23 protein-coding genes are annotated in these 19,419 nt (G+C 67.3%); 13 read left to right on the top strand and 10 right to left on the bottom strand.

Annotated features, from left to right (window positions below; genetic code table 11):
- Positions 1-2 precede the first annotated feature (2 nt).
- Positions 3-491: a VOC family protein gene (locus tag HL653_RS02390; protein WP_171743091.1), complete on the top strand. Its 489-nt coding sequence runs from the start codon at positions 3-5 to the stop codon at positions 489-491.
- Positions 488-940: an SRPBCC domain-containing protein gene (locus HL653_RS02385; protein ID WP_171743090.1), complete on the top strand. Its 453-nt coding sequence runs from the start codon at positions 488-490 to the stop codon at positions 938-940. Before HL653_RS02390 ends, HL653_RS02385 begins: the two co-directional genes overlap by 4 nt.
- Before the next feature lie 506 nt (positions 941-1,446).
- On the opposite strand, the gene HL653_RS02380 is transcribed toward HL653_RS02385, so the two are convergent.
- Positions 1,447-2,037 carry a J domain-containing protein gene (locus tag HL653_RS02380; protein ID WP_253717472.1) on the bottom strand — a complete coding sequence of 197 codons (591 nt, stop codon included), beginning with the start codon at positions 2,035-2,037 and terminating at the stop codon, positions 1,447-1,449.
- 38 nt (positions 2,038-2,075) lie between these two features.
- On the opposite strand from HL653_RS02380, the gene HL653_RS02375 reads away from it, so the two are divergent.
- Genes HL653_RS02375 through HL653_RS02365 form a run of 3 tightly spaced genes read left to right on the top strand, consistent with a single transcriptional unit; the run spans position 2,076 to position 3,633 of the window.
- Positions 2,076-2,363 (top strand): BolA family transcriptional regulator, encoded by a 288-nt coding sequence (locus tag HL653_RS02375; protein WP_171743089.1) that lies wholly within the window; start codon positions 2,076-2,078, stop codon positions 2,361-2,363.
- Positions 2,360-3,190: a glutathione S-transferase gene (locus HL653_RS02370; RefSeq protein ID WP_253717470.1), complete on the top strand. Its 831-nt coding sequence runs from the start codon at positions 2,360-2,362 to the stop codon at positions 3,188-3,190. The genes HL653_RS02375 and HL653_RS02370 overlap by 4 nt, the downstream gene beginning before the upstream one ends.
- Positions 3,187-3,633: an NUDIX hydrolase gene (locus tag HL653_RS02365; protein ID WP_171743088.1), complete on the top strand. Its 447-nt coding sequence runs from the start codon at positions 3,187-3,189 to the stop codon at positions 3,631-3,633. Before HL653_RS02370 ends, HL653_RS02365 begins: the two co-directional genes overlap by 4 nt.
- Before the next feature lie 208 nt (positions 3,634-3,841).
- On the opposite strand, the gene HL653_RS02360 is transcribed toward HL653_RS02365, so the two are convergent.
- The gene (locus HL653_RS02360; protein WP_171743087.1) at positions 3,842-4,909 is read right to left on the bottom strand and encodes a DUF2332 domain-containing protein; all 1,068 of its coding nucleotides are present in this window, start codon (positions 4,907-4,909) and stop codon (positions 3,842-3,844) included.
- 48 nt (positions 4,910-4,957) lie between these two features.
- Between HL653_RS02360 and hisG the strand changes: the two genes are divergently transcribed.
- From hisG to nusB, 3 genes are read left to right on the top strand one after another with little or no spacing between them, the layout of a single operon-like run.
- Positions 4,958-5,623: an ATP phosphoribosyltransferase gene (hisG, locus tag HL653_RS02355; protein ID WP_171743086.1), complete on the top strand. Its 666-nt coding sequence runs from the start codon at positions 4,958-4,960 to the stop codon at positions 5,621-5,623.
- 45 nt (positions 5,624-5,668) lie between these two features.
- Positions 5,669-6,952, top strand: coding sequence for a histidinol dehydrogenase (gene hisD, locus HL653_RS02350; RefSeq protein WP_171743085.1), 1,284 nt, complete (start codon positions 5,669-5,671; stop codon positions 6,950-6,952).
- Positions 6,949-7,407: a transcription antitermination factor NusB gene (nusB, locus tag HL653_RS02345; RefSeq protein ID WP_171743084.1), complete on the top strand. Its 459-nt coding sequence runs from the start codon at positions 6,949-6,951 to the stop codon at positions 7,405-7,407. Before hisD ends, nusB begins: the two co-directional genes overlap by 4 nt.
- Positions 7,408-7,431: 24 nt before the next feature.
- On the opposite strand, the gene HL653_RS02340 is transcribed toward nusB, so the two are convergent.
- The 3 genes from HL653_RS02340 to rpoZ form a co-directional block, all read right to left on the bottom strand.
- Positions 7,432-7,767, bottom strand: coding sequence for a hypothetical protein (locus HL653_RS02340; RefSeq protein WP_171743083.1), 336 nt, complete (start codon positions 7,765-7,767; stop codon positions 7,432-7,434).
- 159 nt (positions 7,768-7,926) lie between these two features.
- Positions 7,927-10,053: a bifunctional (p)ppGpp synthetase/guanosine-3',5'-bis(diphosphate) 3'-pyrophosphohydrolase gene (locus tag HL653_RS02335; RefSeq protein WP_171743082.1), complete on the bottom strand. Its 2,127-nt coding sequence runs from the start codon at positions 10,051-10,053 to the stop codon at positions 7,927-7,929.
- 127 nt (positions 10,054-10,180) lie between these two features.
- Positions 10,181-10,522, bottom strand: coding sequence for a DNA-directed RNA polymerase subunit omega (gene rpoZ / locus HL653_RS02330; RefSeq protein WP_171743081.1), 342 nt, complete (start codon positions 10,520-10,522; stop codon positions 10,181-10,183).
- 51 nt (positions 10,523-10,573) lie between these two features.
- On the opposite strand from rpoZ, the gene HL653_RS02325 reads away from it, so the two are divergent.
- On the top strand, positions 10,574-11,788 hold the full coding sequence (locus HL653_RS02325; protein WP_171743080.1) for a phosphatidylserine/phosphatidylglycerophosphate/cardiolipin synthase family protein: 1,215 nt from the start codon (positions 10,574-10,576) through the stop codon (positions 11,786-11,788).
- A gap of 178 nt (positions 11,789-11,966) precedes the next feature.
- On the opposite strand, the gene HL653_RS02320 is transcribed toward HL653_RS02325, so the two are convergent.
- Positions 11,967-12,497, bottom strand: a complete 531-nt coding sequence (locus HL653_RS02320) for a fasciclin domain-containing protein (RefSeq protein WP_216599998.1) — start codon at positions 12,495-12,497, stop codon at positions 11,967-11,969.
- A gap of 230 nt (positions 12,498-12,727) precedes the next feature.
- Between HL653_RS02320 and HL653_RS02315 the strand changes: the two genes are divergently transcribed.
- Together HL653_RS02315 and HL653_RS02310 are read left to right on the top strand one after the other, a co-directional pair.
- On the top strand, positions 12,728-12,916 hold the full coding sequence (locus HL653_RS02315; RefSeq protein WP_171743078.1) for a hypothetical protein: 189 nt from the start codon (positions 12,728-12,730) through the stop codon (positions 12,914-12,916).
- 125 nt (positions 12,917-13,041) lie between these two features.
- Positions 13,042-13,713 (top strand): glutathione S-transferase family protein, encoded by a 672-nt coding sequence (locus HL653_RS02310; protein WP_171743077.1) that lies wholly within the window; start codon positions 13,042-13,044, stop codon positions 13,711-13,713.
- A 135-nt stretch (positions 13,714-13,848) separates the two neighbouring features.
- Here the strand turns inward: HL653_RS02310 and HL653_RS02305 are convergent, their stop codons facing one another.
- From HL653_RS02305 to HL653_RS02290, 4 genes are read right to left on the bottom strand one after another with little or no spacing between them, the layout of a single operon-like run.
- Complete coding sequence (locus HL653_RS02305; protein WP_171743076.1) at positions 13,849-14,022, bottom strand: hypothetical protein; 174 nt, start codon at positions 14,020-14,022, stop codon at positions 13,849-13,851.
- Positions 14,023-14,067: 45 nt separating this feature from the next.
- Positions 14,068-14,565, bottom strand: a complete 498-nt coding sequence (locus tag HL653_RS02300; protein ID WP_171743075.1) for a GAF domain-containing protein — start codon at positions 14,563-14,565, stop codon at positions 14,068-14,070.
- A 13-nt stretch (positions 14,566-14,578) separates the two neighbouring features.
- A complete protein-coding gene (arfB, locus tag HL653_RS02295) occupies positions 14,579-14,989 on the bottom strand; it encodes an alternative ribosome rescue aminoacyl-tRNA hydrolase ArfB (protein WP_171743074.1) in 411 nt (136 codons plus the stop codon).
- Entirely contained in the window at positions 14,976-15,656 is a 681-nt protein-coding gene (locus tag HL653_RS02290) for an RluA family pseudouridine synthase (RefSeq protein WP_171743073.1), read from the bottom strand. Before HL653_RS02290 ends, arfB begins: the two co-directional genes overlap by 14 nt.
- A 176-nt stretch (positions 15,657-15,832) precedes the next feature.
- Between HL653_RS02290 and ctrA the strand changes: the two genes are divergently transcribed.
- Both ctrA and HL653_RS02280 read left to right on the top strand, forming a co-directional pair.
- A complete protein-coding gene (ctrA, locus tag HL653_RS02285; protein WP_171743072.1) occupies positions 15,833-16,528 on the top strand; it encodes a response regulator transcription factor CtrA in 696 nt (231 codons plus the stop codon).
- A 244-nt stretch (positions 16,529-16,772) separates the two neighbouring features.
- Positions 16,773-19,259 carry a PhoX family phosphatase gene (locus tag HL653_RS02280; protein WP_171743071.1) on the top strand — a complete coding sequence of 829 codons (2,487 nt, stop codon included), beginning with the start codon at positions 16,773-16,775 and terminating at the stop codon, positions 19,257-19,259.
- Positions 19,260-19,419: the final 160 nt, after the last annotated feature.

The following is a 19,419-nucleotide window of genomic DNA, read 5'->3' as shown; positions in this document are numbered from 1 at the left end:
CGATGGACCGGTTCATCACCTGCCTCTGGTTCGATCACGGCCAGGCGCGCGAGGCCGCCTCCTTCTATGCGGGCCTCTTTCCCGATAGCCATGTCGGCGCGGCGCAGGCGGCCGCCGCCGACTTTCCGGGCGGGGCGGCCGGCATGGAGCTGACGGTGGACTTCACCGTGCTGGGGCGGCGCTTCCTCGGCCTGAATGGCGGGCCGATGTTCACGCCCAACGAGGCGGTGAGCTTCATGATCGAAACCGCCGATCAGGCGGAGACGGATCTCTATTACGATGCGATCGTCGCGAATGGCGGGGCGGAAAGCGCGTGCGGCTGGTGCAAGGATCGCTGGAGTTTCTCCTGGCAGATCACGCCGCGCGTCCTGAACGAGGCGATGGCCTCGCCCGATCGCGCCGCCGCCAGGCGTGCGATGGAAGCGATGATGACGATGCGGAAGATCGATGTCGCCACGATCGAACGCGCGTTCCGGGGAGAAGAGGCATGAGCGAGGATCTGGAACTGTCGATCGAGCGGCTGATGGACGTGCCCGTCGCCGCGCTCTGGAAAGCCTATACCGATCATCTGAACGACTGGTTCTGCCCGCCGCCGTGGCGCGCCGAAGTGCAGGTGATGGATCTGCGCGCGGGTGGCCGGTCGGCCGTCACGATGTACGGCCCCAATGGCGAGGTGATGCCCAATGAGGGCGTCTATCTGGAGGTGGTGCCCGAGCGGCTGATCGTGTTCACCGATGCGTTCCGGGCGGGCTGGCAACCGGCCGGGCCCTTCATGGTCGGCTCCTTCGAATTCGAGCCGCAGGGCGATCGCACGCTCTATCGCGGCCGCGCGCGCCATTGGACCGCCGAGGCCTATGAGCAGCACAAGGCGATGGGCTTCGCGGAGGGCTGGGCCAAGGTGGCCGAACAGTGGGAGGCGGTGGCCAAGCGGCTGGTGTGAGGGGTTTCTTTCCCGTCATGCCAGCGAAGGCTGGCATCGCCCGGAGGCGAGCGCCGCATTACGCCTCAAGCGACCCCAGCCTACGCTGGGGTGACGGAGTAGGAGGGATTAGGACGGATCGACATTCGGATAGCTTGAAAGAATGTGCCGAGCTTCATTCCAGACTGTCATGCTGAACTCGTTTCAGCATCCATGACCTGAAGGGTCGGCTTGGTTCAACGGTCGGGTCATGGACCCTGAAACGAGTTCAGGGTGACGATTTCTCCAAAGCCGCCGTTTCCAATCGCCGAATGTCGATCCGCCCTAACCTTCGACCTTCTCCCCGTTTGCACTGAGCTTGTCGAAGCCTGTCCTGAGCGCCTGCCTTGGCAGGCAGTCGAAGGGTGCCGTTCTTTCTTCCCCTTCTGGAAAGAGAAAGGACGGTGCTTCGACAGGCTCAGCACGAACGATTTTGGGTTGGGCGTCTGACTGTCGAGCCGCGTTGATATTTGGTGTGCGGTTGAGCCTCAGGCGAACGCCGGCGCCTTCCGCAGCGCCTGATAGGCCTCGATCACCTTCTGCAGCGCGCCTTCGTGGCTGCGGTCGCCGCCGTTGCGGTCGGGATGATAGCGGCGCACCAGCTCCGAATAGCGCTCGCGCAGCGCGCGGCGATCGGCATCCACCTCCAGCCCCAGCACCTTCAGCGCCTTGCGATCATCGCCCGAAAGAGGGCGGCCGTCCTGCCGCTCGGCCGGGCGGGTGGCGCGGAAGCGGGCCTGGATCGCATCCAGCGGATCGTGGAAATCGGCCCAGCGCGGCGGCTGGTCCGCGCCCGCGCTGGAGAAAGCGCGCGTCTCCCGCTCCCAGCCCGCATAGGGACGCTGCTGGGCGGCGATCTCCTCCGCGCTCATGCCGGAGAAGAAATTGTAGCGCTGGTTGAACGCCCGCACATGCTCCAGGCACAGGAAGCGCCAGTCGCCCGGTCCGTCGAATCCCGAGCGGTGGCCATGCTCCACGGGCGCACGGAATTCGCCCGGCTCGGTGCAGCCCGGTTCCGAACAGATACGCTCGCCCGGCACCCTGCCGTGAAAGCGCGTGTTCCGTGCACCGTCTGCCAACTTGCGATCTCCCTGGGCAAACGGCGTATATAGGGCGGATGAACGAGCAGAAAACCGGGCCGGTCGCGGCCGAGATCGAACGGAGCCTGCGCTCCGCCCTGTCACCCATGCGCCTCGCCGTGATCGACGATAGCGAGAAGCATCGCGGCCATGCCGGCCACGATGCGCGCGGCGAGAGCCATTTCACGGTGGAGATCGTGGCGGAGGCCTTCGCCGGCAAGTCGCGCGTCGATCGGCACCGGCTGGTCAATCAGGCGTTGGCCACGCTTCTGGCCGAGCGCGTCCATGCGCTGGCGATCAAGGCGAAGGCCCCCGAGGAAGCATGAGCAGCCGATCCCACCCGCCCATGTCCGCCCTCAAGAAGAAGAAGGGCGCGGACAAGCCCAGCCGCCACCGCGCGCAGCCGGTCGAAATTGTGGAAGAGGAAGAAAGCGCGCCCATCGCGCCGATCGATCTCTATTACTGGCCGGGCATTCCCGGTCGCGGCGAGTTCGTCCGGCTCGCGCTGGAAGCGGGCAAGATCCCCTATCGCGACGTCGCGATCGAGGCGGGCGACGAGGGCATGGCGCTCCTGTCGCGCGATCTCGATGCGCCGCGCGAGACGCCGCCCTTCGCGCCGCCCTACATCCTCGTCGACGGGCTGGTGATCGCGCAGGTCGCGAACATCCTCGCCTTCCTCGGCACCGAACATGGTCTGGCGCCGGCGGACAAAGCGGGCTGGCTGTGGACCAACCAGTGCCAGCTCACGATCGCGGACATGGTGGCGGAGGCACACGACACGCATCATCCGGTCGAGATGGGGTCTTATTACGAGGACCAGAAGGAGGAGGCGCTGCGCCGCGCCGCCGATTTCCGGGCGAATCGCATCCCCAAATTCCTGAAATGGTTCGAGCGCGCGCTGGCCGGGCGCGGCCCATGGCTCAACGGCGCGGCGTGGAGCTATGCCGATCTCTCGCTATTCCATCTGGTCGAGGGGCTGCTGTTCGCCTTCCCGCGCCGGATGGCGACGGTGGCGCGCGATGTTCCCAAGGTGATGGCGCTGCACGCGGAGGTGGCGAAGTTGCCGGAGCTGGCCGACTATCTGGCGAGCGAGCGGCGCCAGCCGTTCGGCGAGGGTATCTTCCGCCACTATCCCGAGCTGGACGGGGAATGACCGGCGCCCGCGCCCTCCGTCCGGCCGCGCGCATCCTGCTGGCCGATCCGGAGGGGCGGGCCCTGCTGTTCCGCTTCGTGCCGTGGGACCGCCCGCCTTTCTGGTGCACGCCCGGCGGCGCGGTCGATCCCGGCGAAAGCTATGAGCAGGCCGCCGCGCGCGAACTGCGCGAGGAGACGGGGCTGGTGTTGGAATGCGGCGAGCAGATCGCGCGCCGGCAGGTGGAGTTCGTCACGATCGAGGGCGTGCCCGTCTCGGCCGACGAACGCTATTTCCTCGTCCGCACCGAGCAGACGCATGTCGCGACCGACGGCCATACCGCGCTGGAGCAGGCGGTGATGCGCGAATGGCGCTGGTTCGATCGCGCCACGCTGGCGGCGCTGGGCGAGCCCTATTTTCCCGAAGACCTGCCGGAGATGCTGGCCGAACATGGCGTGTGGTGAAGGGCACGCGAATCGGTGGTGACGGCTGGAGCTGACCGATAGGGCTGCCGGATCCCCCAATCTCCGTTCGTGCTGAGCGAAGTCGAAGCACGGGCTGCGGGCGGATCGCTTGGGGCAGGTGCTTCGACTTCGCTCAGCACGAACCGGTCGAGGGTTGGGAGCGCCCGCTTTCCAGCTCAGCGCTCACGACAGCAGGGCGCACTCCTCCCTAATCCCGCTCCCACGAAATCCACGCGCCATGGGGATGCGCGCCGCCAAGGTCTTCGGTCACGCCCTCGCCCGGCCAGGAGCGGATCGTCAGCCGGTGCGTCTTGTGCGCGCGGTCGCCTTCATAAGCGATCCAGCCGAGCGGGCGATCGGGCGTGGCGCGCGCGCCCGCCGCCGCCATCGCGGCCGTGATTCGGTCCTGCCCCTCGGGCGTCAGATATTGCCAGACGATGCTGTGCATCAGCACGCGCGCCGTGCCCTCCGGTTGCGGCTCGGCCAGCCGCGCCTCGACCCAGTCCGCCGCGTCGCCCTCGCCCAGCCGGGGCGGATCGGCCTGCGCCATGGCGATCGCCTTGCCCGTGCGCTCCACCCGGTCCTGCTGGTCGATCCACACATAGGCCACCAGCCGCTCGACCGATTCCTCGCTGGAAAGGTCGATCGGCGCCTTGTCGACCCCGCGCACGCTGGTGATGGCCAGCTTCACGTCGGGCGGGGAGGCGCCGCGCCATTCGGGCGCGATCCGGATCGGCGCGTCCTCCGGGCCGACGCGCACCGCGCCCAGATCGAAACCATAGCGATCGATCATCAGGTTGAGGCCCGCGCTGGAGCCGATCTCGAGCAGTTCGAACGGTACGGGCGTGCCCAGCCCTTCGCGAAACCGCTGGGCCAGCGAGAGCAGGCCCGTCATCAGCACGCCGGAGCGTGCCGCCTCGTTGGTCTGCGGCGGGCCGTCGAGCCAGCCGTGCAGTTCGTCGTCATGCGTGGCCAAAGTCGCGCCGATCATCGCGGCGATCGCGGCGGGCTCCGTGGCGACCCCCTCGAACACCGGCGCCAGGGCGGGAGCGCTGCGGGCGCGATGCAGGGCGTGCAGGCCGCCGACGAGGCGGAGCGGCAGCGCATCCGCGATCGGCTCGCCGGGCCAGTCGAGCACGCGCGCGCCCGTGCGGCTCGTCCGGTCGAGCGCGTCGGCCAGCCCCTGGCAGACGCGGGTGATGATCGTCATCCCGCTTTTGGCACAGAAATCCGCCTGCCAGCGGAACGACTCGCGATTGCGTGCTTCGTCGGCCATCGCCCAGCATTGCTCCTCGCGGGCAGGCCAAGTAAAGCGCGCGCTCCCATGTCCGCTCCGCTCATCATCGCCGTGCCGAAGGGCCGTATCCTCTCAGAGGTCATGCCGCTGTTCGCGCAGGCCGGCATCCGCCCCGAACCCGCCTTCAGCGACGAGGGCAGCCGCGCTTTGCGCTTCGCCACCGATCGCGCCGATATCGGCCTGATCCGCGTGCGCGCCTTCGATGTCGCCACCTTCGTCGCGCACGGCGCGGCGCAGATCGGCGTGGTCGGATCGGATGTGCTGATGGAGTTCGATTATTCGGAGCTGTACGCGCCGGTCGATCTCGACATCGGCCATTGCCGCCTCTCGGTGGCCGAGCCCGCCGACATGGCCGCCAAGGACGATCCGCGCGGCTGGAGCCACGTGCGCGTGGCGACGAAGTATCCCAACGTCACGCGCCGCCATTTCGAGGCGCGCGGCGTGCAGGCCGAATGCGTGAAGCTGAATGGCGCGATGGAGATCGCGCCGGTGCTGGGCCTGTCGAACCGGATCGTCGATCTCGTCTCCAGCGGGCGCACGCTGGCGGAGAACGGGCTGGTCGAGGTGGAGCGGATCGCGGACGTCTCCGCGCGCCTGATCGTCAACCGCGCCGCCTTCAAAACGCGCGCCGCGCAGATCCTGCCGCTGATCGAGGCGTTCCGCGCCGCGGTGGAGACGAAGAATGCGGCGTGAATCTTTCGCCACATCCATCCCGTTCGTCCTGAGCGAGGTAGTGCGGTGATCCGCCTCACCTCCACCGCCCCCGATTTCGCCGCCGCGTTCGACGCGCTCGTCAACGCCCGCCGCGAGGCGGACGAGGATGTGTCGCGCGATGTCGCCGCGATCGTCGCCGCCGTGCGCGCGAAGGGCGACGAAGCCGTGCGCGACTACACCGCCCGCTTCGACCGGCACGATCTGGACGCGGGCGGCTGGGAGATCGACCGCGCCACCCGCCGCGCCGCGCTCGACGGGCTCGACACGGACCTCCGCGCCGCGCTGGAACTCGCGGCCGAGCGCATCACCGCCTATCACGCCGCCCAGCGCCCCGCCGATCGCGACGAGATGGATGCGGCCGGTGTGCGCCTCGGCGCGCGCTGGCGCCCCGTCGATGCGGCGGGCCTCTACGTGCCCGGCGGCCGCGCGGCCTATCCTTCCTCGGTGCTGATGAACGCCATCCCCGCCAAGGCGGCGGGTGTCGGCCGGCTGACGATGGTGACGCCGACGCCCGGCGGCGAGATCAACCCGCTCGTGCTGGCGGCGGCCGAGATTGCCGGCGTCGACGACATATTCCGCATCGGCGGCGCGCAGGCGATCGCCGCGCTCGCTTACGGCACCAGCAAGGTCCAGCCGGTCGACGTGATCGTCGGTCCCGGCAATGCCTGGGTGGCGGAGGCCAAACGCCAGCTGTTCGGCGTGGTCGGCATCGATATGGTGGCGGGCCCATCCGAGATCGTGGTCGTCGCCGATGGCGCGAACGATCCCGTCTGGATCGCGGCCGATCTGCTCAGCCAGGCCGAGCATGATCCCACCAGCCAGTCGATCCTGTTCACCGACGATGCGGCGTTCGCCGATGCGGTCGCGGCCGAAGTGGACGCGCAGCTCGCCCGCCTGCAGACCGGCCCCACCGCGCGCGCCGCGTGGGACTCCAATGGCGCGATCCTCGTCGTGCCCACGCTGGAGGAAGCGATGCCGCTGGTCGATCGCCTCGCCGCCGAGCATCTGGAGCTGGCCGTGGCCGATCCCGATGCCCTGTTCGCCCGGGTCCGCCACGCCGGCTCCGTCTTCCTCGGCCGCCACACGCCGGAGGCTGTCGGCGATTATGTGGCCGGCCCCAATCATGTGCTGCCGACGGGTCGTCGCGCACGTTTCTCCTCGGGACTGTCTGTTTTGGATTTCATGAAGCGCACCTCTTTCATCGCCTGCACCGAGGCGAGCCTGCGCGCGATCGGCCCCGCCGCCGTCGCGCTCGCGCATGCGGAGGGGCTGCCCGCCCATGCCGCGTCGGTGGAGGTGCGGCTGTGAGCGGCGCGAACAACAGCCGCTCGCGCTCGCGTTCGGCCGCGCGTCTCGCCGCCGTGCAGGCGCTCTATCAGCAGGAGATGGAGAGCACGCCGCTCGCCCGCCTGCTCGACGAGTTCCACACGCACCGCCTCGGCGCCGAGATCGATGACGAGCGCTACGAGCGTGCCGAAGTCGCCTTCTTCGACGATATCGTGCGCGGCGTCTCGGCCCGCGCCGAGGAGATCGACGCGATCGTCGAGGCGCATCTGGCCGCCGGCTGGAACCTCGCCCGGCTCGATCGCCCGCTCCGCCAGATCCTGCGCGCCGGCACCTATGAGCTGATGGCGCGCATCGACGTGCCGACGGCGGCCGTGATCACCGAATATGTCGACGTGGCCGACGCCTTCTACGAGAAGCGCGAGACCGGCTTCGTCAACGGCATCCTCGACAAGATCGGCAGGAAGGTCCGCGCCTGATCGGCGCTGCGCCTGCCGCGTGCGTCAGCTGCGGCAGGCGCCGGAGGGCGCAAGCCCGCCGCTCTTCGCCTGATTGGCCAATATGTCGCAGGCCTTGCGGCGCAGATAGGCAGTGTGGGCCGGGGTCAGCGTGCCGCCGTCCTGCGCCAGCAATGCGGTAGCCTCCGCCCGCAAGGCGATGGCCCGGTCCAGCTTCTGCTGTCTCATCGTCGGCGTTTCCGCGACGCCCGTTCCACGACCTTCCAGCCCTTGTGGGATGATATGGTTGCTGGGATCGGTCATGATGCCATTCATGGCGGTCATCTGGGCGGATGCGCCGACACTGATGCACGCCGCCATGCAGGCCAAAAGAGCTTTCATCGCTCACCTCCGGCATTCGAGATGACGAAGATGTCATCGGGGAATAGCCGATGCAATGATCCGGTCGGCCGGGAGATCCCGATCGAATGACGAAAAGGATCCGAAGCCGATCTTTCCGGCATGGCCGGGATCGGTTCAGGTCTCCCCGGCTTGTTCTGCCTATTCCGCCGCCGCCGCCACCGCCGGCTCCATCCGTTCGGCGCGCACCACCGCATCGGCGGCGCGCAGCGACGCGAGGATCCGCGTCAGATGCTGCAGATCGTGCACCTCGATCAGCACCTGGAAGACGTGGAAGCCCTGATCGCGCTGGGCGAGGGTCAAGTTCACGATATTGGCGCCCTGCGCGCCGAAGATGCCGGCCATCACGCCGAGCGAGCCGGGCTCGTTCTTCACCACCACCTGCAGGCGCACCGTGCCGCCCTCGCTGCCGTCGCCCCAGGCCAGATCGATCCAGTCCTCCTCGGGCGCGTTGGCCAGCACCGGGCATTCGATCGCGTGAACCTCCACCGGCGCATGGGGCAGGCGCACGCCGACGATCCGGTCGCCCGGCACGGGCGTGCAGCAGGGCGCGAGCGTGAAGGCGACGCCGGGCGTAAGGCCCTTGATCGAAATGGTCGTACCGGGCTGCGCGACCGGCTTGGTCGCGATCTGCCCGTCGCTGGTGGAGCCGGGCATCAGCGCTTCCATCACCTGCGCGTCGGTCACGCGGCGGCGCGCGATCATGCCCATCAGTTTGTCCGCGTCGGGCAGCCGCAGCCGCTTGAGCGCCTGCACCAGCGCGTCGGGCGCCAGCTGCGCGGGCAGGCGCGCGACGATCTGGTCGTAGAATTGGCGGCCCAGCGCGATCGCGTCGGCCTGCTCCTTCTGGCGCACGTAGCGGCGGATCGCGGCGCGCGCCTTGGCGGTGACGGCGAAGCTCTCCCACGCCGCCTGCGGCTCCTGCGCCTTGGATTTCAGGATCTGCACCTGATCGCCATTGTTCAGCGTGGTGCGCAGCGGCACGACCCGGCCGTTCACCTTCGCGCCCACCGTCTGGTCGCCCAGATCGGTGTGGACCGCATAGGCGAAGTCCACCGGCGTCGCGTTCTTCGGCAGCTGGATCAGCTCGCCCGCGGGCGTGAAGGCGAAGATGCGATCCTGATACATCGCCATCCGCGCATTTTCGAGCAGCTCCTCGGGGCTGGAGGCGCTGTCCACCAGATCGACGAGATCCTTCACCCAGCTGCCATAGCTGTCGCCCCGCAGCGGCTGGCCCTGCTTGTAGGCCCAGTGCGCGGCCACGCCATTCTCGGCCTGCTCGTGCATTTCGTGCGTGCGGATCTGGATCTCGATGCGGACGCGCTCGCTGTGGATCACGGCCGTGTGCAGCGACCGATAGCCGTTGCGCTTGGGCGTCGAGATATAATCCTTGAAGCGGCCGGGGATGGTCGGCCAGCGGCGATGGATGATGCCCAACGCCTGATAGCATTGCTCGATATCGTCGACGATCAGGCGGAAGGCCATGATGTCGGTCAGCTGCTCGAAGCTCACATGGCGTTCCGCCAGCTTGCGCCAGATCGAGAAGGGCTGCTTCTCGCGCCCCTGCACCTCGGCGGTGATGCCTTTCTGACCCACCAGCAGCTTCAGGCCGGAGGTGATGCGCGAGATGCGGTCGCCGGCGCCCTCGCGCAGTTGCTCCATGCGTTTCGTGATCGAGGCGTAGGCTTCGGGCTCCAGTTCCCGGAAGGCGAGCGTCTGCATCTCGCTCATGAAGCCGTACATGCCGATCCGCTCGGCGAGCGGGGCATAGATGTCCATCGTCTCGCGGGCGATGCGGCGGCGCTTCTCCGGCTTCGGAATGTGATGGAGCGTCCGCATATTGTGCAGCCGGTCCGCCAGCTTCACCAGCAGCACGCGGATGTCGTCCGACATCGCCAGCAGGAATTTGCGGAAATTCTCGGCGGCGCGCTCGCTCTCGCTCTGCGCCTCGATCTTGGAGAGCTTCGTCACGCCGTCGACGAGGCGCGCGACCGAGGCGCCGAACTTCGCCTCGATCTCCTCCTGCGTGGCGACCGTATCCTCGATCGTGTCGTGCAGGATGGCGGTGGCGATCGTCTCGTCGTCGAGATGCAGATCGGTGAGGATGCCCGCCACCTCGATCGGGTGGCTGAAATAGGGATCGCCCGATGCGCGCACCTGGCTGCCATGGGCGGCCATGGAAAACACATAGGCACGGTTCAGCAACGCCTCGTCGGCGTTGGGATCGTAGCTCAGGACCCGATCGACGAGTTCATATTGGCGCAGCACCCACGCAAGATGGGGTGCGCGCGCGTCCTAAGGCAAGCCGTGACAGCATGTTGCGGGGCAAAAAAGGCCGGCGGCGTCGCGCGCCGGCCACAATATGCTCGCTTCGAGTCGCCCGAAGGCGACCGCGTCACTCGTAATCGGCGCCCAGGCTCTGGTTGCGCGGCGGGGCGGCGGCGGTGAGGCGCAGCGCTTCGGCCGAGGCGGTGAGCGAGCCGACGGCGTCGGGCGCATCCTCGTCGTCGATCTGCACGCGCTGCAGGCCGGAGACGACCAGTTCCTTCAGTTCGGTCGGGATCACGGTCTCTTCCGCGATCTCGCGCAGGGCGACGACCGGATTTTTATCGCGATCGCGATCGATGGTCAGTTCTGCGCCACCCGAAATCTGCCGCGCGCGTTGTGCGGCCAGCAACACGAGGTCAAAACGATTGGGAATCTTGTCGACACAATCTTCGACCGTTACGCGCGCCATGCAAACGCCTCGCTCTTCAAATTTCGGGCTTTCGGAAGGACCGACTACTTAATGAGGGACGCCCCCGAAGTCAATGTGGAAGGCGGCGGCGAGGCGGGTGCATCGGCCGGCGGCGTGAAGGACGGCGTCTCGTTCGAGGTGGAGGGCAATCGCCTGACCCCTCTGATCGCGGGCAGCGTGCGGCTGGAGGCGCTGATCGCGCTGATCGACGGCGCCCGGCATTCGCTCCGCCTGCTCTACTATATTTATTGCGACGACGAATCCGGGCGCCGGGTGCGCGCGGCGATGGATGCCGCACTGCTGCGCGGCGTGGACGTGCGGCTGATCGTCGACGGCTTCGGCAGTTCGGTGCCCGCCCATTTCTTCGACGAGCTGACGCGCGACGGCGCCGATGTCTGCCGCTTCCTGCCGCGCTTCGGCCGGCGCTACCTGCTCCGCAACCACCAGAAACTGGCGCTGGCGGACGAGGAGCGCGTCATCATCGGCGGCTTCAACATCCAGGACGATTATTTCGAGGATCGCACCGGCTGGCGCGATCTCGGCCTGCTGGTGGAGGGGCCGGCGGCCAAGCGGCTGGTCGGCTATTTCGATGCGCTGGCGGAATGGACGCACCAGCCCAAGGCGCGGATGCGCGATCTGCGCGCGGCGCTGGGCAAATGGAGCGAGCACAAGAAGCGCCACGTCCGCTGGCTGCTCGGCGGCCCCACGCGCAAGCTCTCGCCCTGGGCGCGCACCGTGAAGCAGGAAATCCAGCGCGCGCGGCGGCTCGACATCATCTCGGCCTATTTCGCGCCGCATCCGCTGATGATGCGCCGGATCGAGCGCGTGGCGGAGCGGGGCGGCGTCTCGCGCGTGATCACGCCCTCGAAGGCGGACCACCGGGTCGCGATCGCGGCGGCGCGGCACCTGTTCCGCCGGATGCTGAAGCGCGGCGTGCGCGTGTTCGAATATCAGCCGCAGAAGCTGCACACGAAGCTCTACGTAATCGACGATGTCGTCCACATCGGCTCGGCCAATTTCGACATGCGCAGCCTGTTCCTCAATCTGGAGCTGATGCTGCGGATCGAGGATCCGGCCTTCGCCGCGCACATGCGTCACTATTTCGAGGGCGAGATGGCGGATTCGCGCGCAATCACGCCGGACCTGCTGGGCAAGGCGAGCCTGCTCGACCGGCTGCGCTGGAGCATCGGCTATTTCGTGATGGCCGTGCTGGACGTGAGCGTCACCCGCCGCCTGAATTTCGGGGGCGAGAAACAGGAGTTTTAAGAAAGCTTCCCCTCCCTGAAAGAGTGTCAGGTAAACAGCGCCCCGCGCTGTTTAGGTCATGCTGGGAGCATGACCGACCTGACACTGGGATTGAGGGGTGGGTCGCTATCGGCGAACGACGTGGCCGCAAGCGGAGCCACCCACCCCCGGCCCCTCCCTTGCAGGGAGGGGAGAAGGTTCAGGGCATCAGCACCGTATCGACGACGTGGATCACGCCGTTGGACTGCATCACGTCCTTGATCGTCACGGTCGAATTGCCGCCCTTGGCGTCGGTCAGCACCAGCATGTTGCCCTTCATCCACGCGGTGAGCGGCTCGCCCTGAACGGTGGTGAGCGTGGCCTTGCCGCCGCCCTTCTTGATCGCGGCGGCGATATCCTTCGAGGTCATCGCGCCCGAAACGACGTGATAGGTGAGGATGCCGGTCAGCGTCGCCTTGTTCTCGGGCTTCACCAGCGTATCGACCGTGCCGGCGGGCAGCTTGGCGAAGGCGGCGTTGGTCGGCGCGAAGACGGTGAAGGGGCCGGGGCCGGACAAGGTCTCGACCAGGCCGGCGGCCTTCACCGCGGCGACGAGCGTGGTGTGGTCCTTCGAATTGACGGCATTATCGACGATCGTCTTGGTCGGATACATGGCGGCCCCGCCCACCATCGGATTGGCGGCGAACGCGGCGGGGGTCAGCGCGGTGGCGGCAAGCGCCATCATCGTCATGTGCAGGATCTTCATGGGATCATCCTCTCCGGAGGCGCGGCCAAGCGGACGCAGCGACAGGTACGGAAGGCGAGAAGGTCCGGTTGCGGACTTTTCTGCGGATGCGGGAAACATGCGTCGATCGGCCTGGCGGGGTCTCGCTCGGCTCGTCGCAAAAGGCGGAACGGCGGGCGACGACCGTCCGTTTTGTTCAAGCCCTTCAGAGGGTTAATATAACAGGAGAGACGATCATGGCGAACAACAATGCCACCGGCGGCGGCAACAATGCCGGCCAGGGTGACCGCAACCAGCAGCAGGATCGCAACCAGCAGGCCGATCGCCAGCAGAACCAGCAGACTCGCGAGCAGACGGATCGCGATCGCAAGGATGGCGACAAGGTCGGACGGAGCGATCAGCAGGGCGGCACTCACAACCGCTAAGGCCTGAAATGCGTGGCCGGGGTCGCGATGCGGCCCCGGCTTCGCCGTCTATCCCCAGATAAGGTTGCATCCCACGCAAGGCAGTGCTGGAATCCTGCGCGACACACGCATAACGTCACGTCAGCATGTGGCAGCTCTATCAGTTTCCCCTTTGTCCGTTCTCGCGCAAGGTTCGGCTCCTCCTCGGCGAGAAGGGGGAGGGGTGCGAGCTGATCCGGGAAAGCCCGTGGGAACAACGCGACGAGTTCATCGACATGAACCCCGCCGGCCAGACGCCGGTGCTGATCGACAAGGGCAGCGGCCTGCCTTTGATCGATTCCTCGGCCATCTGCGAATATCTGGAAGAGACGATCGAGCGCGCCTCGATGCTGCCGGGCACGTCCGCCAATCGCGCGGAGATCCGCCGCGTCACCGCCTGGTTCGATCACAAATTCCATGACGAGGTCGTCCGCCCGCTGATGTTCGAGCGGATGGAGAAGCGTCTGGTCCACCGGCTGTCGCCCGACGCGAAGATCCTGCGCGAGGCGATGCGCGCGGCGAACAGCCATCTCGATTATGTCGACTGGATGCTGGATCATCGCCGCTGGATGGCGGGGCCTTTGTTCAGCCTCGCCGATCTGGCGGCGGCCGCGCACATTTCGGTCGCGGACTATCTCGGCGGGATCGACTGGCGCGGGCATGAGCGCACGCGCCACTGGTATTCGGGCATGAAGAGCCGCCCGAGCTTCCGGCCTTTGCTGGCCGAGCGGATGGAGGTGATCGGCCCGCCCGATCATTACGACAAGCTGGATTTCTGAGGGAGGCGGAAACCGGGTTTCCGCCCTTCTTCCGTTTGCACTGAGCCTGTCGAAGTGCCGTTCTTCTCGAGCGACTTTAAGAAGGACGGTGCTTCGACAGGCTCAGCACGAGCGGGTTTGTTTCGCGGTGAGTACTTAGCGGGCCGTCCGGCTGCCGGCGCGGGCGTCGTCACTCACTACGAACGGCGCTTGGGCGTGGATCGGCGCCTGCCGCGCAGTCTCGGCGGGGGTGGCGGCACGCACGGCGCCGCTGATCGCGATGAACGGGATCAGCATCAGCAGCGGCAGGAGGGGGCGGAGCATCGTCATGCCCCGCTTATACTAGGTCCGAAGCGGCCTGTGTGTAACGGACTGTTACGCCGCCAGCGCACCTGCAAGCGCCGGCGCCAGCCGCGCCACCAGCCGCTCGCACCCCGCCTGATCCTCGGCGTCGAAGCGGCCGGGCGTAGGGCTGTCGAGATCCAGCACGCCGATCAGCCGCCCGTCATGAACGATCGGCACCACCAGCTCGGAGGCCGAGGCCGCATCGCACGCGATATGGCCGGGGAAGGCGTGGACATCCTCCACGCGCTGCGTCGCACGCGTTGCGGCCGCCGCACCGCACACGCCCTTGCCGAACGGGATGCGGATGCACGCCGCCTTGCCCTGGAACGGCCCCAGCACCAGCTCGTCGCGCACGTTGCGATAGAAGCCCGCCCAGTTCAGGTCGGGCAGATATTCCCACAGCAACGCCGCCGCATTGGCCATGTTGGCGATCGCGTCGGGCTCGCCGGTGACGAGCGCGTCCAGCGCCTGCTCCATCTCGCGGTAAAGAGCCGGCTTGTCGGTGGCGGCGATGTCGAACTGATACATAAAGGTCTTCCTATCATTCGATCCGGGGCCTGGCGCGGCCCTGCTTGATCGCGCCGCGTTGCGATTTCGCCTCCACGCGCCGCGCCTTGGCGGCCTTGCTGGGCTTGGTCTTCACGCGGCGTTCGGGCCGGATATGGGCATCCGCCACCATTTGCGCGAGACGTTTGCGCGCATCCTCGCGATTGGCCTCGCGCGTGCGGAAGCGGCGCGCGGTGACGAGGATCGATCCGGCCGACCAGCGCGTGCCCGCCAGCGTCTTCAACCGATCATAGACGTCGGGCGCGAGCCGCAGCGCATAGACGTCCAGCCGCAGCTGGCAGGCGGTCGCCACCTTGTTCACATTCTGCCCGCCCGGTCCCGTCGCGGCGAGGAAGCGTTCCTCCAGCGCGCTTTCGGGCAGCGGCGGCGGTTCAGGCGAGGCCATCGAACGCGATCCCCTCCAGCGACTCCGGCCCGAAGCCGAATGCCGCGAAGCGCGCGGGCAAGGGCGCCTCGGCCCGGATCGGCGGCTTGCCCGCGCGCGGCACCACGAGCCGCCACGCGTGCAGCATCATGCCCCCCGGATGGGCTGCTCCATAGACGGCATCGCCCACGATTGGCCGATCGAGCCCGCTCGCCAGATGCACGCGCAGCTGGTGCGTCCGCCCCGTCTCCGGCGTCAGCAGCAGCAGGCGGTGGTCGCCTGCCGTCGCCAGCCGCTGCCAGTGCGTGCGCGCAGGCTTGCCGGCACGGGACGGAATGATCCGCCAGCCCGCCTCGGCGCTGCTCGTCTTGGTCAGCGGCAGATCGATCTCGCCCTCGTCCGGCACATCGCCCGTCACGATCGCGAGATAGGATTTGGCCACCTCGCGCGCCTCGAATGCGGCGGCGAAACGGCGCAGCGCCTTCGGATTGCGCGCGAGCAGCAGGCAGCCCGACGTGTCGCGATCCAGCCGGTGCACCGCTGCGGGCGCACGCGCGAATCCGAGTCGCAGCTCGTCCAGCCGCGCTTCCAGCGACTCGCCGCCGGCGCGCGGATGATCGACCGGTAACCCCGCCGGCTTGTCGATCACCAGCGATTCGGCGTCCTCGTAAATGATCGGCAGCGACATGAAATGGGCTCACAAAGGCGGGAGAAGGCGAAAAAGGAGCGCCTCGGCTCCTTTGGCGTTTACGAACGTTGACGGGCTGGTATCCAGTTTAAACGTACGTTAACTTTTCCCGGTAATAAGTATGAACGACAGGCGGAGGGGCTCCGTCGGGGGTGGTGAAACGAAGGGTTAGGCACATGCGGGTTCTGCTGATCGAGGATGATCCTACCACGGCACGCAGCATCGAACTGATGCTCGGCGCGGAAGGCATTAATGTCTACACGACCGACCTGGGCGAGGAAGGCCTCGATCTGGGCAAGCTGTACGATTACGATCTGATCGCGCTCGACCTCAATCTGCCGGACATGAACGGCTATGAGGTTCTGAAGAAGCTGCGTGTCAGCCGCGTGCAGACCCCGGTTCTGATCCTCTCCGGCACGTCCGAGACGGACGCCAAGGTGCGCGCGCTCGGCTTCGGTGCCGACGATTATGTCACCAAGCCGTTCCATCGCGAGGAGCTGGTCGCCCGCATCCATGCGATCGTGCGCCGCTCGAAGGGCCACAGCCAGTCGGTGATCCGCACGGGCAAGCTCGCCGTGAACCTCGATGCCAAGACGGTCGAGGTCGATGGCAGCCGCGTCCACCTGACCGGCAAGGAATATGCGATGCTGGAGCTGCTCTCGCTCCGCAAGGGCACCACGCTCACCAAGGAAATGTTCCTCAACCATCTCTATGGCGGGATGGACGAGCCGGAGCTGAAGATCATCGACGTCTTCATCTGCAAGCTCCGCAAGAAGCTCAGCCTCGCCTGCAGCGGCGAGAATTATATCGAGACGGTGTGGGGCCGCGGCTATGTGCTGCGCGAGCCCGAAGAGGTCGCGCAGGTCGCCTGACCCCGGCACCACCGTATCGCCAATACCCAAACGAACCCCATCCGCTCTCGTCGAGCGGGTGGGGTTCGTTTTTGCCCTCTATTGCTATTGAGAATTGTTCGCGATAGAGGCGCGTCATCCGGAAGTGGCCGCGTTCGCGCGCCGCGCGTCGGTCTATGTCACAAGACCGCCACAGGACCGAAACGAGCCTGTCCCCGATACGCGGTTAGTCCGCGCCCCGCGATATCATTCATGGGGGATTCACATGACGGACCATTCCGCCGCCGGCCATTATGACGATGGCCTGATCGACACCAACACCACCGCCAATCCCACGATCCACGAGATCGTCGACCAGCGTTATTCGCGCCGGCAGACCCTGTTCGGTGGCATCTCGGCGCTGACGGTGGCGACGCTCGGCGGCATGGTCACCGCGTGCGGCGGCGACAATGATGCGCCCGGCCTCGGCGCGGGCACGGTCGTCAATGCCGGTGCCGCGATGACGACCAGCTCGGGCAAGGCCGTCACCCTCACCGGATCGACCGCGAACGCCACCGCCGGCGCCGATGCGTGGACGCAGGTCAGCGGGCCGACGGTCACCTTCGATACGCGCACCGGCACCACCGCCACCTTCATCGCGCCCAGCGTCTCGGCGTCCACGGTCCTCACCTTCCGCTATGCCGCTACCGGCAGCAGCGGGGCGATCACCGCCGACACCACCGTCACCGTCACGCCCGCCGTGCTCGGCTTCACCGCCGTCGCCAAGAGCCTCGACGATGTCGTGAAGGTGCCGGAAGGCTACAGCGTCACGGTCCTCTATCGCCTCGGCGATCCGATCAACACCGCCACCGCCGCCTTCGCCAACAACGGCACGGACACCGGCTATTCGGCCCGCGCCGGCGATCATCATGACGGCATGTCCTATTTCGGCCTCGCCGCCACCGGCAGCGCGCCCGATCCCACGAGCAACCTGCGCGGCCTGCTCGTGATGAACCACGAGAATATCAACCAGCCTTATCTCCACCCGAACGGTGCCACCACCGTCGGCGGCGCGCGCCCCGAGGGCGAGGCGCTGAAGGAGATGGAGTGCCACGGCATCTCCGTCGTCGAGATCACGCGCGGCTCGGCCACCGGCACCTGGAGCTATGTGCAGGCGGGCGCGCTCAACCGCCGCATCACGCCGCTGACGCCGATGACCTTCACCGGCCCCGTCGCGGGCAGCGCAGGCCTGCGCACCTCCTTCTCGCCGACGGGCGTGGCGGGTCGCGGCACGATCAACAATTGCGCCAACGGTTATATGCCGTGGGGCACCTACATCACCTGCGAGGAAAACTGGGCCGGCTACTTCCGCCGTGACACGGGCGACGTCGCCGCGCGCGGCGGCGCCACCGCCAAGGCCAATGTCAGCCTCGCCCGCTACGGCATCCCCGAGAATCGCGCCGGCAATTATGGCTGGGCCACGGTCACCCCGGCCGACACGACCAGCACCATCTATCGCCGCTGGAACATCACCACGCTGGCCGGTGCTGCCGCCGACGGCACGGGCGACTATCGCAATGAGGCCAGCCAGTTCGGCTGGGTGGTCGAGATCGATCCGTTCACCAACACCTCGGTTCCGCGCAAGCGCACCGCGCTCGGCCGCATGAATCACGAGGGCTGCTGGGTCGGCCGCACCGTCGTCGGCGTGCGTCCGGCCTTCTACATGGGTGACGACGCGCAGAACGAATATATCTACAAGTTCGTCTCGGCCACGCCCTGGGTCGCCGCCGATGCGACGCCCACTGACCGCCTCGCCACGGGCGACAAATATCTGAACACGGGCACGCTCTATGTCGCGAAGTTCAACGCGGACGGCACGGGCACCTGGCTGCCGCTGATCTTCGGCCAGGGCGGCGTCACCGCCGCCAACCCCACCTACGCCTTCGCCGATCAGGCCGATGTGCTGATCAACGCCCGCCTCGCGGCGGACGTGCTGGGCGCGACGCGGATGGATCGTCCGGAATGGACGGCGATCAATCCGGTCTCGGGCGAAATGTACTGCACGCTGACGAACAACAGCTCGCGCACCGTCGCCAATACCGACACGGCCAATCCGCGCGCCTACACCGATCCGCGCATCAACGGCACCGTCACCAACGGCAATGCCAACGGCCACATCATCCGCCTGCGCGAGACGGGCGACACGACCGAGGCGACCACCTTCGCGTGGGACATCTACGCCTTCGGCGCGGGCAGCGATCTGAACCCCACCAACATCAACCTGTCCGGGCTCGACGCGACCAACGATTTCTCGTCGCCGGACGGTCTGTGGTTCGGCCGCACCTCGAACCCGACCGGCCTTGTCAGCCCGGTCATGTGGATCGAGACGGATGACGGCGCCTATACCGACGTCACCAACTGCATGCTGCTCGCCGCCCAGCCGGGCAGCGTGAACGACGGCGCCACGCGCACGATCACGAACACGATCGGCGCCACCACCGGCACGCAGTCCACGCGCGTCGGCAAGGTGCCGGGCACGTCGCTCCGCCGCTTCCTGGTCGGCTGCAAGGAGTGCGAGATCACCGGCATCGATTCGACGCCGGACGGCCGCTCGATCTTCGTGAACATCCAGCATCCGGGCGAGAATGGCACGCCCAGCAACATCACGAGCAACTGGCCGGCCAACCAGAGCGGCACGGCCGCGCCGGGCGTCCGCCCGCGCTCGGCCACGATCGTGATCACGAAGAATGACGGGGGCGTGGTCGGCCTCTGATTGGGAAGGAGGTCCCCTCCGGATCGGCGCTCTTTCGCGCCATTTCGGACGGACCTCCCCCCGGTGGGGATGAAGCGGGCGGGCAACGCTTACGGCGCTGCAACGTTAGGCACTTGTGCAGCGCCGTCCGGCGTTGCAGTCTGCCCGTCATCCTCCGACA

The organism is Sphingomonas sp. AP4-R1 (assembly GCF_013113735.1).
Classification (GTDB): Bacteria; Pseudomonadota; Alphaproteobacteria; order Sphingomonadales; family Sphingomonadaceae; genus Sphingomonas_I.
Note: the sequence above shows the minus strand (reverse complement) of the source record. Positions and strands in the feature narration are given on the sequence as shown.